This window comes from Massilia sp. Masssp94, from assembly GCF_059491305.1.
In genome coordinates, this window is sequence record NZ_CP168501.1 from 6,990,201 (window position 1) to 7,004,060 (window position 13,860).

Here is a 13,860-nt window from a genome sequence, read left to right on the forward strand (position 1 = left end):
AGTAATTTTTGGGCATTGCCTTGTATGCTGCCGGCTCGTGTGGATCACATTCCAGCCGGCGGGAATGTCGCGCAAGTCATCGCGCTCGCCCACCGGAGCAGCGCGACAACGTTATCGCATAAATACAATGTTACGAGAAAGGATTGCCAACAATCCTATGCGGATTTTGTATGGTGGTATAACGATTGCGGATAGATTGGGATACGCGTCCGGCTCGGCGTGGCCGGGCCGGTACGCGATGCTGCGGCGCGTCGATGCGGGATCAGAACTTCATTTCGAGCGTCGCGCGCACGCTGCGGTACAGCGGCGTGATGGTGCGCGTCGACTGCGTGCCATTGCCGGCCAGGACGTAGCTGCTTTCGCTGATATAGTCCTGCGCGAGCAGGTTCGCGGTGGCGACGCGCAGTTGCAGCTTCGGGTTGAATTTCCACAGCGTGTACAGGTCGAGGTCGCGGCGCACGGACTGGTAGCTGATCTGGTTCGCCGAGACGCGCACCTGGCCGCCGTTCTTGAACACGTACGAGCCGCCCACGGTCAGCGGTCCGCGCTTGTAATCGGCACCCAGCGTGGCCGAGACCGGCGTCTGCGCGTCCAGGCGGTTGTTCGGACCCGGCACGGAGTCGACGGTCGACCAGTTGCGCGACAGGCTCGCGCGCAGGTCGAGCGCCTCTTTCGTGCCGATCAGGGCCTTCAGCGGGAATTTCGCTTCCAGTTCCACGCCGTGGGTACGTGCCTGGCCCGCGTTGGATGGCGTCGACACCCAGCGCGTGCCGTCGAACAGCACCTGGTTACGCGTGTAGTCGTCGATGCGCCGGCTCGATACGCTCGCCGACAGCAGCGCGCCCTCGGCCCAGTAATGCTCGTACGACGCGTCGATGCCCAGCGCCAGCTCGGGCTTCAGGTTCGGGTTGCCGATGAAATCCGGCTCCGTCTGGCTATTGTTGACGGACGTGAAGCGGTGCGGGATGAGACTCTGCAGGCCCGGCGCCTTGTACGTGCGCGTGACGGCGAAACGGACTTGATCACCCTTCGTGCCGGGCAGCTTGTACAGCGTCTGCATCAGCGGGCTCAACACGGTCGAGCGCGAGTGCGCCGTCGCGAAAGTGTTGCCTTCGGTTCTCGTCTGGATGCCTTCCCAGCGCGCGCCCAGGTACACGGACCAGCGCGGCGTCACGTTCCACTCGTCCTGCGTGTACACCGCCAGCCGGGCGACGTGGGCATTGTAGATTTCGTCGCCGCCGGGCAGCGCGACGTCGGGCCGGAAATAGTCGCGGTCGCGCCGGGCATCGTCGCGCGTCGAATAGCCGCCGTCCCAGCCGAACGCGAGCGCGTGGCCTTGCCAACTGGCGCTTGTGTATTTGCCCATCGAACTGATACCGCGGTCGGTGCCGGCCGAGAAGATGACCTCGTGCAGCGCTGGGGAGGCCGGGTTGCCGCTGCCCGTGCGATACGTCGCGTTGGCGAGGGCGCCGTACAGCCCGCTCAGCTTGGCGTCCAGCTTGCCGCCGCCCGCGAACTTGTGCACCCAGTTCAGCTCCTCGCGGAAGAAACGGTTGTCGTTGCTCATCGTCTGGTCCAGCCCGGGATACGCGGGGAGCGGGCCGAGCCAGGTCGTCAAACGCCCCTCGGACGCGTTCTGGAACCGGTTGATGTTGAAGAACGTCTGCGACGTCAGCGTGTCGCCGTTGGCGAAGCTCCAGTTCAGGCGCGGGCTCAGGTTGAAGGCCGTGAACCGGGCGGCATCGGACTGGCCGCCCAGGCGCAGGCCGTCGAGGCGGCCGGCCGTGTCGAGATGCCGTTCGACGGTCTCCGGCTCGCGCCAGAAGTGCGAGCGCGACAGGTTCGCCGACAGCGAATACGACAGCTTGCCGGCGCGATCCGACAGCTGCAGGTTCAAGGACGGATTCGCCACGTCATGCCCGTGGCCATAGCCCGCCTTCAGTTCGCGCTGGGCCGTTTTCACCGTCTTCTTGAGGACGATGTTGATCGTGCCGGCAATCGATTGCGTGGAGAATTCCGCGCTCGCCGCGCGCAGCACTTCGATGCGTTCGATGACGTCCGGCGCCAGCGAATCGATGGAAAACCCGGCCGGCGCGCGCTCGCCGTTGAGCAGCACCTGCGTGTAGCCGGCGCCGAGCCCGCGCATGCGGATCTCGCCGCCCCGTCCGCCACCCGTCCCGCTGACGGTGACGCCCGGCACGCGCTTCAGCACGTCGAGCACGCTCGTGTCGCCGTACTTGACGATCTCGTCGTGATTGACGACGATCTTGCTGGCGGTGTCGTCGCGGCGCGGATCATAGGCGTCGGCCGCGCCTTTGACCTCGACTTGCTGGATCTTGTCGTCCTTGGCGAGCGGTGCCGAAGGTTGTTGGGCGTGGGCGATGCACGGGGCGGCGACGGCGGCGATGGCGGCGGCCAGCAAGGTCAGGCGGAATGGCGTTTTCACGGTATGCATGTCAGAATGGCAAAAGAGACCGGCCGCCATTGTCCGACAGATCGCCGGCCTTTTGTTGCTTTTGCGTAAATATTTTTGATATGCATTGGCGCCCGGCCGGCCCCGCGGACCGCCCGCCCGTGGTTTTGCCTTAGAGAACATCCGTGCCGCTATAATGGCGCGTCTTCATATCGAGGTTCACCGTGTCCGATCGCCTGAAAGTCCTGCCCCAGTACCTGTTGCCGAAAAGGCGCCTCACGACGTTTGCCGGCCGCGTGGCCGGTGCCAATGGCGGCACGGTGACGACGCGGCTGATCCGCTGGTTCGTCGCGAAGTACGGCGTGAACATGCTCGAGGCCGAGAATCCGGACATCACGAGCTACAAGAGCTTCAACGAATTCTTTACCCGTCCGCTGAAAGCCGGCGTGCGTCCGCTGGCCGAGGCCGACTTCGTCTGCCCCGTCGACGGCGCCATCAGCCAGTTCGGCGCGATCGACGATCACCACATCCTGCAGGCCAAGGGCCACCGCTTCACGACGACGGAACTGGTCGGCGGCGACGCGTCCCTCGCCAAGCAGTTCCAGCACGGCTGCTTCGCCAACCTGTACCTGTCGCCGAAGGATTACCACCGCCTGCACATGCCGTGCGACGGCAAGCTGACCCGGATGATCTACGTGCCGGGCGCCCTGTTCTCCGTGAACCCGACGACCGCGCGCGGCGTGCCGAACCTGTTCGCGCGCAACGAGCGCGTCGTGTGTGTGTTCGAATCGTCGGAACACGGCACGTTCGTGCTGGTGCTCGTGGGCGCGACGATCGTCGGCAGCATGGCCACCGTGTGGCACGGCGTCGTGAATCCGACGCGCCTGCAGAAGGTGACGGAGTGGACTTACGCGGACCGCGACATCGTCCTGAAAAAGGGCGAAGAGATGGGCCGCTTCCTGCTCGGCTCGACGATCGTCATGCTGTTCCGCCCCGACACGATCCGCTTCAACCCGGACTGGGCGCCGGAACGCGCCGTGCGCCTGGGCGAATTGATGGGCAACCGGCCGGCCTGATTGTACTAACAAGTTTTTCGTGGCAGCATGGACGCCTTATTTCATGGAGGCAAGCCATGCAGGACACCCTTACCGTCGCCGGCGCCCAGCAGGACATGCGCACGGCTTACCTGGGCGGCGCGCCCGGCCTGTTCGTGTCGGGCACCGTGTGGACCATCGCCGGTCTCGTCTGCCTGTGGAAGTCGCCGCGGGACGCCGTCTGGGCCCTGTACGCGGGCGGCGTGCTGATTCATCCCGTGTCGTCCCTGCTGACCCGCCTGCTGGGGCGGTCCGGCAAGCACGCCGCGGGCAATCCGCACGGCATGCTCGCCTTCGCGACGACGATCTGGATGATCATGATGCTCGCCCTCGCCTACGGCATCTCCCTGTGGCGCATCGAGCTGTTCTTCCCCGCGATGCTGTTCGTCATCGGCGGGCGCTACCTGACGTTCGCCACGCTATTCGGCACGAAGCTGTTCTGGGTGTGCGGCGCCGTGCTGGCGCTGGCGGGCTACGGCCTGGCCGCCCTGCATGCGGCGCCGGCGGTGGGCGCGTTCGCCGGCGGCGCCATCGAGATCGTGTTCGGCGCCATCGTGCTGGCCGCCCTGCGCGGGACGAAGGACACGTTGCGCGTATCGGCCTGACGCTTATTCGGACTTGTTCCGGTCCTTGCAAAACACCTCGTCCAGCATATCGAGGAACGCCCGCGTCTTCGCGGGCATCAGCCGGCGGCCCGGGAACACGGCCCAGCCCGTCGAGCCCGGCAAATCCCAGTCCGGCAGCACGCGCACCAGTTCTCCCTTCCTGACGTGCTTGGCCACGATGAAATCCGTGCTCGCCGCGATGCCGGCCCCGCTGCACGCGATCTTCGCCAGCAACTGCGGCGAATTGGCCGTCAGGCGCGCCGTCAACTCCTTTTCCCAACGCACCTTGCCGCGCTGCAGAATCCACGGCACGGCACCGCCGGACCGGCTGAGGATGCACAGCAGGTCATGCTGCAGCAGATCGTCCGGATGCTCGGGCAGGCCCCGCCGCGCGAGGTAGGACGGCGCCGCGTACAGGCCGAACTGCTGGATCGCGACGCGCCGCGCGGCCAGCGTGGAATCCTCGGGCAGGTCGCCCATTCGGATCGCGATGTCGAAGTTTTCCGCGACGAGGTCCACGCGCCGCGGCGACAGGTCGAGTTCCAGCGACACGGCCGGATAGCGGTCCATGAACTGCGGGATCATGTCGGCCATGACGACGTTGGCGAAATCCTGCGGCATCGAGATGCGCAGCTTGCCGCTGGGCGCCGCCTGGCGGTGCTGGGCCAGCGCGCCCGCCGCCTCCACCTCTTCCGCCACCTTGCGCGCGTGCTCCAGCAGGCTCGCGCCGAACTCCGTCAGCATCAGGCGCCGCGTCGTCCGCTGCAGCAGGCGCTCGCCCACGCTCGCCTCCAGCATCGCGATGCGGCGCGATACGGTCGACTTCGGCAAATCGAGGCGCTGCGCGGCCATGCTGAAGCTGCCCGCCTCGACGATACGGGCGAACAGCAGCAGGTCGTTCGGTTCGACGTCCATATGATTGTTCCACTCGTTGAATAATGTTATCCATTCTAACGTCTACCGCACGATATTTGGAACCGTTAAAGTGTCCATATCGAAACGCAAACCAAGGAAGACACCATGAACATCCTGCAGATCAATTCCAGCCTCCGCGGCACCCAATCCGAATCGACCCGCGTGGCCAATGCGATCGTCGCCAAAGTGGCCGCCGCCAATCCGGGCGCGACCGTCACGGTGCGCGACCTGGGCGCGAACCCGCATCCGGTGCTGGACGAAGCGGCGCTGGGCGCCCTGTTCACTCCGGCCGACCAGCGCACCGCCGACCAGGCTGCCCGCGTGGCCCTGGACGACGCGCTGATCGCCGAAGCGCAGGCCGCCGACGTGATCGTGCTCGGCGCCCCGATGTACAACTTCGGCATGCCGATCCAGCTGAAAGCCTGGTTCGACGCCATCGCCCGCGCCGGCGTCACCTTCCGCTACACGGAAAGCGGTCCGGAAGGCCTGCTGAAGAACAAGAAGGTGGTCGTGGCCACGGCCCGCGGCGGCATCTATCCGCTTGACGCCGACCCGCAAGTCCCGCACATCCGCATGCTGCTGAACTTCCTGGGCCTGACGGACCACCAGTTCATCTACTCGGCGGGCCTGGCGATGGGTCCGGAGGCGGCGGCAAAAGGCCAGGCCGAAGCGGACGCCGCGGTCGCAGCACTGGCATAAATCATTAACATTGCGTCAAGGAGAGAGAGATCATGACCCAGCAAGTGCAAACCCAGGCCGTGGCCACCAGCCGCGGCGTCGAACGCCTCGTCGGCGGCCAGTTCGTGATGGATGGCGCGGGCGTCAAGATCAACCGCGTCCTGACGCAACCGCTGCAGCGCCGCCTCGACCCGTTCCTGATGCTGGACGCGTTCGGCAGCGACAAGGCCGGCGACTACATCGCCGGCTTCCCGGAGCACCCGCACCGCGGCTTCGAGACCGTCACCTACATGCTGACCGGGAACATGCGCCACCGCGACAGCGCCGGCCATGAAGGCGCGATCACGAACGGCGGCGTGCAGTGGATGACGGCTGGCCGCGGCGTGATCCACTCGGAAATGCCGGAGCAGAACGAAGGCCTGATGGAAGGGTTCCAGCTGTGGCTCAACCTGGCCGCCAGGGACAAGATGAGCGCGCCGTGGTACCGCGACATTCCCGCCGAAGCCGTGCCCCGCTTCACCCTGGACTCGGGCGCGACCGTGCAGGTGATCGCCGGCAGCTCCCACGGCGTCGCCGGCGCCGTGCAGCGCGAGGTGACGGAACCGCTGTACCTGGACATCGGGTTGCCTGCCGGCGCCACGTTCGAGCAGGCGCTGCCGGCCGGGCACAACGCGTTCCTGTACGTCTTCCGGGGCGAGGTCGTCGTCGAGGGTAAAGCCGTGCCGCAGGCCCGCATGGCGATCCTCGACAACGCCAAGGCCGCCGACGGCGTGCGCATCAAGGCGTCGCAACCGTCGCGCCTGCTGCTGATCGCGGGCCGGCCGCTGGACGAGCCGATCGCACAATACGGCCCGTTCGTGATGAACACGCAGGCCGAGGTGTTCCAGGCCGTCGAGGATTTCCGTAACGGGAAATTCACGGACAGCACGGCGGCTTCGGCGGCGTAAGCGCTCGAGCTGGTTTTCCGCGCGGGCGAGCGACCTGGGGTCCGCTCCCCGCGCATTTCCTTTTCTTGGTCTACACTAGCGCGCATTATCCGATTGACGTTCGCTAACGATGCCGCTTCTCCCCGTCCTGTCGTCCCTGCTGTCCCGCGCCAGCCGCGCCCTCGGCCTGGAAAGCGTCGACGCCTTCCCGCCCGGCCACCGCTATTCCCACACGCGCTGGGACCGCGCCTATTTCGACATCGCTTCCGACCTCACGGCGGACCAGATGGAGACGGCGATCTGCGAAGCCATCACGAACACGCCCACCGTCTTCGCCCACATCACCCATCCGACCCCGCGCATGCAGCGCGCGCTGCTGGCCATCATCCACGCGCGCCTGCGCCGCGGCGGCACGGCGCCGACGGACCTCGTCGCGATGCTGATCGACGCCTGCGACAGCCCGCGCACGCCGGAAGCCCTGCCCGGCCTGCGCGCGGCGCTGGCGTCCACGGACGGCTACGACCCGTCGATGCGCATCGCCCACCTGCAAGCCTGGCTGGCCGACATGCCGGCCGCCTTCGACGTCATCGAAGCGCCGGTGCGGGTGCGGGGCTGAGTGCCGCATCCCAACGTGCGCGCAGGCGCATGAACGGCGCCTCGACGAGGACGTACAACAGCCCCCCGGCCGCCAGCGATGCCGCCATGCATGCGGCGACCGTGATCGCCTCCTCCGCCCCGTGGCCCGCCTGCGCCAGCCGTTGCGCGACGAGGATGCTGACGGATTTGTGCGTCAGGTAGATCGCGTACGACCACAACGCGAGGCCGGCCGCGCCCGGCACGCGCACGCGGTGCAGCAGGGAATGCGGCGCCAGCGCGGCCAGGATCAGCAGGGCAAAACCGAGGGCGAGCAGCGGGTAGCCGGCGACCGTCTGCGCGAATCCATAGTGATCGTCAAGAAACCACGCAAACGCGACACCGATGACGGCGGCCCCGGCCGCAAGCAGCGCATCGCCGTACGCAAGCAAGCGGCGCCACAACCCGGGCGCACGATGCTTCAGCAGCGCGAGCGCCACACCCGCCAGCAATTCGTCGGCGCGGCACCAGCTCGAGTAATAGATGTACTGGTAGTAGTAACCAAGTCGGTTAGGTGCATTCTCGCCGTCCTGCCAGATCGTCGCGCGGGCCAGCATGCCGCCCGCGACGGCCAGCAGCAACGCGCCCCACGCCCAGCGCTGCCGCACGCCACCTTGCCCCAGTGCGGCACCGAGGATGGCGGCCGCCGGCAACAGCATGTAGAACTGCTCTTCGATGCACAGCGACCACGCGTGCGAAAATGCGGTGCCCGGCTGCAGATGGATGTTTTGCGTGAACGTCAGGTATTGCCACAGCGGGAGCATCGGCGTGGCGCCGCGCCACGCCGGCCACAGCGCGTACAGGGCCAGCACGACCCAGAAATTGGGGAGCGTGCGCAGCAGCCGCCGCACGTAGAACCGGCCAAGGCCGAACCCGCGGGCGGAACCGAGCGCCGCGAAGATCTGGTTGCCGATCAGGTAGCCGGACAGCGCGAAGAACAGGTCGACGCCCGCCCAGCCCATCGCCCCGACCCAGCCGAACGTGGGCGCGTCGCTGACGAACAGCGTGTAGTGGTGCAGCACGACGAGCGTGACCGCAAGGGCGCGCAAGGTGTCGAGGCCGTGGATGCGGGACGCAGTCCCCGTATTGACGCCGTCCATGCTGACATTCTTCTACGAAAACCACGGATGATGCCATGGGCGGGGCCGGCACGCTACAATGCCGGCATTCTTTTTTCCTGGAACACGACGCATGATCCCCGCCAGCCAGCTGCACTTCAAGTCCGTCAACTACACCGGCCAGGGCCCCGGTCCGAGAGTCATCATCATGGGTGCCACGCACGGCAACGAAAAGTGCGGCACCCAGGCCATCCAGCGGATCATGGCCGAGATCGACGCCGGTACACTCCCCATCGTCAACGGCGGCGTGACCTTCGTCCCCATCGTGAACCCGAAGGCGTATGCGCAGAACACGCGCTCGGGCGACCGCAACCTGAACCGCGACCTGTCGCCGAAAGCGGAACCGCACGACTTCGAAGACCACGTCGCCAACTGGCTGTGCCCGCTGCTGGCGCAGCACGACGTGCTGCTCGACCTGCACTCGTTCAACGCCGCGCACGGCGAACCGTTCGTGATGGTCGGCCCGCTCGACAACGACGGCCCGCTGGAACCCTTCACGCACATGCGCCAGGAACGCGCACTGGCACGCCGCCTGGGCGTGCGCCGCTTCGTCACGGGCTGGATGGCCGCGTACGGCGGAGGCGTCCAGCGCCGCTCGCGCGGCAACGCGCAGGAACTGCAAACGGTGCTGCGTTACGGCATGGGCACGACGGAATACATGCGCAGCACGGGCGGCTACGCGCTGACGCTCGAATGCGGCCAGCACCTCGACCCGCGCGCGCCGGACGTCGCGTACACCGCGATCATGAACACCCTCGCCTTCCTGAAAATCATCGACGCACCGGAACCGGAACCCATCCCGTTCGAACAGATGGAAGCGCTGCAGATGGTCGTCGTGCACGACAAGCTCGACGCCGGCGACCAGTTCACGCGCCAGTGGGCCAGCTTCGACCCCGTCGCGGAAGGCGAACAGATCGGCGTGCGCGCGGACGGCACGCCCGTCGTCGCGGAATTCGCGGGCCGCATCCTGTTCCCGGACGTGAACGCCCAGCCGAACCACGAGTGGTACTACCTCACGCGTCCGAATCCGGCGTTCGGGCGCGAGTGACGTCGAGGTCTGCGGACTGACGCGGACGGTGCTACGATGTCCGGCACCGTCCACGCCGCCTTCAGACCATGACGCCCAACACCTTGTTCCTCATCCTCGGCATCCACGCGCTGGCGCTGATCTCACCGGGTCCCGACTTCGCCGTCGTGACCCGCACCGCCATCGTCTCCGGGCGCCGCGCCGGCCTGTGGGCCGCCACCGGCGTCGCGACGGCGATCGGCATCTACGTCCTCATCTCGGTCCTCGGCATGTCGCTCGTGCTGGCCGCGCTGCCGGGCCTGTCGCGCATCCTGGCCGTCGTCGGCGCGCTGTACCTCGCCTGGCTCGGCATCCAGTGCCTGCGTTCCCGCGGCCAGTTGCCCGAGGCGCAGGCAGCCAAGGCCGGCCACAAGGCGTTCGTCAGCGGCTTCCTCACGAACCTCCTGAATCCGAAGGCCATGCTGTACTTCGGCTCGGTGCTGTCCCAGGCATTGAAGCCGGACCTGGCCACGGCCGACGTCGCCCTGCTCTGGACGCTGCTCGTCGCCGAGTGGCTGCTGTGGTTCGCGCTCGTCGCGCTGCTGTTCTCGTCGCGCCCCGTGCTCGCGTGGCTGCGCGCGCGCCTCGTCTGGCTCGACCGGACGGTGGGCGCCGTACTGCTGGTGCTGGCCGCCAAGGTCTCCCTGCTCGCCGTGCGCTGAGCGCCGGATCAGCCGCAGGTTGCGCAGGTAGATCGCAACGCCGAGGCCCTGCCCGGCGACGAACACGGGATCGCGCCGGTGCAGTGCATAGGCGAGCAGCACGAGCGCGCCGGCGATGCTCAGGTACCAGAACGACACGGGGATCACGCTGCGGCGGTTGCGCTCGCTGGCCAGCCACTGGATGACGAACCGCCCCATGAACACGGCCTGTCCGCCGAAGCCCAGCAGCAGCCACCCATCCACCTCAGCCATCCTGCCTCCTTCTCTGGACCCGTTGGACGAGCCGGACCAGGCCGATCTTCGGCGGCCACCAGCGCAGCTGCGGCGCGCGGATCGGCGGTGCTCGGGACAGGCAACCAATGTCCCAGGCGCCCCAGACGACGCACGCGACCGCGAGCAGGCGCTGTGCCGGCAGGATCGCCGGAATGCCGATGTGGCGGCTGACCACGAGGCTCGCCGCGACGGCCATCAGCAGCGCGCCGGCCAGCTTGCCGGCCGGCCCCGCCGTCTGCCACGGTCCGTGCCGGCGGGCCTGCAGCGCGAGGCCGCACCACGCGCCCAGCCAGCCGCCCAGCATGCCCCACAACACGTCCAGCGGCCAGTGCACGCCGACCATGATGCGCGACACCCCGACGAGACTGGCCAGCACGAGCAGCAGGCCGCGCCACAGCCGCCGGCCGCGCACGCCCATCGCCCAGATGCCGGCCAGCGCGAACGCGGCCGCGGCGTGGCCGGACGGGAACGACACGCGGCGGTAGGCCGGCCCGGCCTGGTGAAACGCGCCGCCCGCGAACACGGACAACGGACGCGGCACGTCGACGAACTCCTTCGTGACCTGGGTCCACAAGCCCGCCACGATGGCCGCCAGCAGCGCGGCCCAAAAGAGGCGCGGCGCGCGCCGGATCCAGGGCAGCACGAGCGCGAGCGCCACCGCGCCATCGCCCAGCATCGTCAGGTGGAACCACACGAGGTCGCCAACGGCCTGGCCGGTCCGGTTCAGCCACAGGAACAGCGCACGGTTGGTGTCCGTGGCGAGGATGCCGGCCACCAGCGCCAGCGCGACGGCGGGCGGAAGCCAGGTCCAGGGCGAGCGCAGCGAGACGGACATCGCCTCACCCTTCCACGCGCACCAGAAGCACGCCGCCTTCGCGGTACAGCACGCGGAAGGGTGACGGCAAACCGTCCAGCGCGTCGCTGCGCGTGAGGATGACGTCGCCCGGGCCCGGCGCGTCCGTCGCGGGCGTGACGGCGCCGCGGTAGACGGAAAAGCTGGGCACGTTGATGCGCCAGCTGCGCACGGGCCAGCCGGCCCGCCGGGCCAGCAGCGCGGCCCGCTTGACGGGGCCCTGCTGCAGCTCGGCCGCGGCGGGCAGCAGCAGGCCGCCGATGGCGTACGAACAGGCCAGCGCCGCCGCGACGAGGCGGGGCCACGGGCCGCCCGTGCGCGGCCGTCCGGGCCACAGCATCAGCAGCACCACACTAGCGAGCAGCGCGATCGCCTGCGCATGCCAGGCCGGGCCAAGGACGTCGGTCCGCGCCAGCGCTTCGCGCACATAGGCGTTGCGCGCGCCCGGTGCGGCAAGGCGCAGTGCGGACGGCAGGGCCGCGACGGCGCCGGCCAGCACCAGCGCCGGCAACAGTGCCGCCACGCGACTGCGCAGCGTGTGGCGCCGGCGCGCCATCAGGATGAACAGCGGCGTCGCGCCGTACAGCAGGTAATGCGTTAGCTTGGTGCCCGCCAGCGTGAAGAAGCCGAACACGAACAGGAACCAGCACCACAGCAGGGTGTCGAGCGGTGTCGCGCGCAGCCGCCGCATGCCGGGAAGCGTGGCGAGCAGGAGACCCGTGTACGGCAGCACGAGCAGCAGCAACGCCGGCAGGTAGAAGAACGGACTGCCCGCGTGCCCTTGCAACGGCACGAGGAAGCGTTCGACATTGTGGCGCATAAAAAAACCGGCCAGGAACGCATCGCCCCGGGCCGCGTATTCCAGCGCATACCAGGGCCCCGCGACGCCGAGCAGGATCAGCCAGCCGGCCGGGTCGCGCACCGCGCGCCACCAGTCGGCCATCCGTTGCTGCAGCCCGAACGCGAGCAGGCTGGCCGCAGCCGGCACGAGCAGCGCGACCGGTCCCTTCGTCAGCACGCCGAGCGCGATCCAGAAGAATGCGCGGCGGCGCCAGCGCGGCCGCGGGTCGACGAGCTCGCGGTAGACGTCGAACAGCGCCAGCGCGAGAAACAGGTTCAGCAGCGCATCGGCGATCGCGCCCCGGCCGATCACGACGACGCCCGCGCTCGTGGCCGCGATGAACGCGGCGGCGCGGGCCGTGTCGCGGTCGACAACGTGGCGCGTGAACGTGTGAATCGCGGCGATCCACGCCGTGGCCGCGAGCGCGGACGGCAGCCGCAGCGCGAATTCGTCCAGGCCGAACAAGCGCACGGACGCGGCCTGCAGCCAGTAGATGAGAATCGGCTTGTCGAAGCGCGGCTGGCCGTTCAGCCACGTCGACACGTAGTCGCCCCGCACCAGCATTTCCCGCGTCGCTTCGCCGAACGCCCCCTCGTCCACGTCGAACAGCGGGATCGCGCCCAGGTTGTAAAACAGCCCAAGCCACACGGCCGCCGCGAGCAGGACCGGCCATGCCCATGCCGCCAACAGGGCGCGCGCCCCGGTCGGGGGCACCGGTACCGTTTGACCACGCGCCGCGCTCATGGCCGCTCCCGTGCCGTACGCGGCCGCTGGTGGGACGGCAGGTCCTCGCCGCTGCCGCCGACCGTCTCGCGCACGAGATAGGCCGGCGCACCGCCCGCCTCGAACCAGGTCCGGGCCAGCAGTTCGGTGAGGATGCCCGTGCAGACGAATTGCACGCCGATCACGACGAGCAGGATGCCCAGCAGGAGCAGCGGGCGCCCGGCGATGGCGGCGCCCTCGCCCAGCTTCTGCCACGCCAGCCACCCCAGCGCGGCCAGCCCGGCACCGCCGCATCCGAGCCCGATGCGCCCGAAGAAGTGCCCGGGACTGGCGCGGAAGCGCACGAAGAACGCCATCGTGAGCAGGTCCAGCAAGACTTTCGCGGCGCGCCCAAGGCCGTACGTGCCGTATTTCGAGCGGCCGTGCCGGCGCGGGAAGTGACTCACTTCTTCCTCGCGGATGCGGTCCGGCGACGTGAGGGTCGCCATCCAGCTCGGGATGAAGCGGTGCATCTCGCCGTACAGGCGCACCCGGCGCAGCACGGCGGCACGGTAGACCTTCAGCGTACAGCCGTAGTCGTGCAGCGGCACGCCCGTCAGCACGCCGATCAGGCGGTTGCCCAGCCGCGACGGCAGGCGCCGCCACAGGCCGTCGCGGCGCGCGCGGCGCCAGCCGACGAGGAGGTCGAGGTCTTCGTCGAGCAGGCGGCGCACCATGCGCACGATGTCGTGGGGATTGTTCTGCAGGTCGCCATCCAGCGTGGCGATGACGGTACCGCGCGCGAGATCGATGCCGGCCTGCATGGCGGCCGTCTGGCCGAAGCCGCGGCGCAGGATCGCGCCGCTCAAGTGCCGGGGACCCGCGGCGACGGCCTCGCGGATGCGTTCGCTGGTACGGTCGCGGCTGCCATCGTCGACGAGGATCAGTTGCCACGGCCACGGCGCGCCCGCCAGCGCGGCCTGGACCTGGGTCACCAGCGGCAGCACGTTGTCTTCCTCGTCGCGCAGCGGCACGACGATTGAGAGCGAATGGCCCGCCCCGGATCCCGGCTCACGCATGA

At 68.5% G+C, this 13,860-nt stretch carries 13 protein-coding genes and 1 pseudogene; 7 read left to right on the top strand and 7 right to left on the bottom strand.

Annotated elements, in window-relative coordinates:
- Positions 1-262: 262 nt before the first annotated feature.
- Positions 263-2,455 (bottom strand): TonB-dependent receptor plug domain-containing protein, encoded by a 2,193-nt coding sequence (locus ACEN9G_RS30655; protein ID WP_483127490.1) that lies wholly within the window; start codon positions 2,453-2,455, stop codon positions 263-265.
- 182 nt (positions 2,456-2,637) lie between these two features.
- Between ACEN9G_RS30655 and asd the strand changes: the two genes are divergently transcribed.
- Together asd and ACEN9G_RS30665 are read left to right on the top strand one after the other, a co-directional pair.
- Positions 2,638-3,489: an archaetidylserine decarboxylase gene (gene asd, locus ACEN9G_RS30660; RefSeq protein ID WP_413340041.1), complete on the top strand. Its 852-nt coding sequence runs from the start codon at positions 2,638-2,640 to the stop codon at positions 3,487-3,489.
- A 56-nt stretch (positions 3,490-3,545) separates the two neighbouring features.
- On the top strand, positions 3,546-4,112 hold the full coding sequence (locus ACEN9G_RS30665) for a DUF7010 family protein (protein ID WP_413340039.1): 567 nt from the start codon (positions 3,546-3,548) through the stop codon (positions 4,110-4,112).
- 3 nt (positions 4,113-4,115) lie between these two features.
- On the opposite strand, the gene ACEN9G_RS30670 is transcribed toward ACEN9G_RS30665, so the two are convergent.
- Positions 4,116-5,027, bottom strand: a complete 912-nt coding sequence (locus ACEN9G_RS30670) for a LysR family transcriptional regulator (RefSeq protein WP_413340037.1) — start codon at positions 5,025-5,027, stop codon at positions 4,116-4,118.
- A gap of 105 nt (positions 5,028-5,132) precedes the next feature.
- Here ACEN9G_RS30670 and ACEN9G_RS30675 point away from each other — a divergent pair, with 105 nt between their 5' ends.
- The 3 genes from ACEN9G_RS30675 (at position 5,133) to ACEN9G_RS30685 (ending at position 7,247) form a co-directional block, all read left to right on the top strand.
- Complete coding sequence (locus tag ACEN9G_RS30675; RefSeq protein WP_413340035.1) at positions 5,133-5,726, top strand: FMN-dependent NADH-azoreductase; 594 nt, start codon at positions 5,133-5,135, stop codon at positions 5,724-5,726.
- A 32-nt stretch (positions 5,727-5,758) separates the two neighbouring features.
- Positions 5,759-6,652 carry a pirin family protein gene (locus ACEN9G_RS30680; RefSeq protein ID WP_413340033.1) on the top strand — a complete coding sequence of 298 codons (894 nt, stop codon included), beginning with the start codon at positions 5,759-5,761 and terminating at the stop codon, positions 6,650-6,652.
- A 109-nt stretch (positions 6,653-6,761) separates the two neighbouring features.
- Positions 6,762-7,247, top strand: a complete 486-nt coding sequence (locus ACEN9G_RS30685) for a hypothetical protein (protein ID WP_483127491.1) — start codon at positions 6,762-6,764, stop codon at positions 7,245-7,247.
- Here ACEN9G_RS30685 and ACEN9G_RS30690 read toward each other — a convergent pair.
- A complete protein-coding gene (locus ACEN9G_RS30690) occupies positions 7,216-8,364 on the bottom strand; it encodes an acyltransferase family protein (protein ID WP_483127492.1) in 1,149 nt (382 codons plus the stop codon). The two genes, ACEN9G_RS30685 and ACEN9G_RS30690, sit on opposite strands and share 32 nt — an antisense overlap.
- Before the next feature lie 91 nt (positions 8,365-8,455).
- On the opposite strand from ACEN9G_RS30690, the gene ACEN9G_RS30695 reads away from it, so the two are divergent.
- On the top strand, positions 8,456-9,430 hold the full coding sequence (locus tag ACEN9G_RS30695; protein WP_413344638.1) for a succinylglutamate desuccinylase/aspartoacylase family protein: 975 nt from the start codon (positions 8,456-8,458) through the stop codon (positions 9,428-9,430).
- Positions 9,431-9,498: 68 nt separating this feature from the next.
- Positions 9,499-10,110, top strand: a complete 612-nt coding sequence (locus tag ACEN9G_RS30700; RefSeq protein WP_413344637.1) for a LysE family translocator — start codon at positions 9,499-9,501, stop codon at positions 10,108-10,110.
- 75 nt (positions 10,111-10,185) lie between these two features.
- Here the strand turns inward: ACEN9G_RS30700 and ACEN9G_RS30705 are convergent.
- From ACEN9G_RS30705 to ACEN9G_RS30720, 4 genes and pseudogenes are all read right to left on the bottom strand, one after another.
- Positions 10,186-10,362 (bottom strand): annotated as a pseudogene (locus tag ACEN9G_RS30705) (lipid-A-disaccharide synthase N-terminal domain-containing protein); the annotation flags it as partial.
- Positions 10,355-11,218 (bottom strand): phosphatase PAP2 family protein, encoded by an 864-nt coding sequence (locus ACEN9G_RS30710; RefSeq protein ID WP_483127493.1) that lies wholly within the window; start codon positions 11,216-11,218, stop codon positions 10,355-10,357. The pseudogene ACEN9G_RS30705 and the gene ACEN9G_RS30710, both read right to left, overlap by 8 nt.
- A gap of 4 nt (positions 11,219-11,222) precedes the next feature.
- Positions 11,223-12,821, bottom strand: a complete 1,599-nt coding sequence (locus tag ACEN9G_RS30715) for an ArnT family glycosyltransferase (protein ID WP_483127494.1) — start codon at positions 12,819-12,821, stop codon at positions 11,223-11,225.
- Positions 12,818-13,858 carry a glycosyltransferase family 2 protein gene (locus ACEN9G_RS30720; RefSeq protein WP_413341844.1) on the bottom strand — a complete coding sequence of 347 codons (1,041 nt, stop codon included), beginning with the start codon at positions 13,856-13,858 and terminating at the stop codon, positions 12,818-12,820. Before ACEN9G_RS30720 ends, ACEN9G_RS30715 begins: the two co-directional genes overlap by 4 nt.
- Positions 13,859-13,860: the final 2 nt, after the last annotated feature.

What these genes read in the sequence shown, in the direction of transcription:
- ACEN9G_RS30655 (WP_483127490.1), bottom strand. Translation starts at nt 2,455, where the DNA reads ATGCATACCGTGAAAACGCCATTCCGCCTGACCTTGCTGGCCGCCGCC.
- ACEN9G_RS30665 (WP_413340039.1), top strand. Translation starts at nt 3,546, where the DNA reads ATGCAGGACACCCTTACCGTCGCCGGCGCCCAGCAGGACATGCGCACG.
- ACEN9G_RS30670 (WP_413340037.1), bottom strand. Translation starts at nt 5,027, where the DNA reads ATGGACGTCGAACCGAACGACCTGCTGCTGTTCGCCCGTATCGTCGAG.
- ACEN9G_RS30675 (WP_413340035.1), top strand. Translation starts at nt 5,133, where the DNA reads ATGAACATCCTGCAGATCAATTCCAGCCTCCGCGGCACCCAATCCGAA.
- ACEN9G_RS30680 (WP_413340033.1), top strand. Translation starts at nt 5,759, where the DNA reads ATGACCCAGCAAGTGCAAACCCAGGCCGTGGCCACCAGCCGCGGCGTC.
- ACEN9G_RS30685 (WP_483127491.1), top strand. Translation starts at nt 6,762, where the DNA reads ATGCCGCTTCTCCCCGTCCTGTCGTCCCTGCTGTCCCGCGCCAGCCGC.
- ACEN9G_RS30690 (WP_483127492.1), bottom strand. Translation starts at nt 8,364, where the DNA reads ATGGACGGCGTCAATACGGGGACTGCGTCCCGCATCCACGGCCTCGAC.
- ACEN9G_RS30695 (WP_413344638.1), top strand. Translation starts at nt 8,456, where the DNA reads ATGATCCCCGCCAGCCAGCTGCACTTCAAGTCCGTCAACTACACCGGC.
- ACEN9G_RS30700 (WP_413344637.1), top strand. Translation starts at nt 9,499, where the DNA reads ATGACGCCCAACACCTTGTTCCTCATCCTCGGCATCCACGCGCTGGCG.
- ACEN9G_RS30710 (WP_483127493.1), bottom strand. Translation starts at nt 11,218, where the DNA reads ATGTCCGTCTCGCTGCGCTCGCCCTGGACCTGGCTTCCGCCCGCCGTC.
- ACEN9G_RS30715 (WP_483127494.1), bottom strand. Translation starts at nt 12,821, where the DNA reads ATGAGCGCGGCGCGTGGTCAAACGGTACCGGTGCCCCCGACCGGGGCG.
- ACEN9G_RS30720 (WP_413341844.1), bottom strand. Translation starts at nt 13,858, where the DNA reads ATGCGTGAGCCGGGATCCGGGGCGGGCCATTCGCTCTCAATCGTCGTG.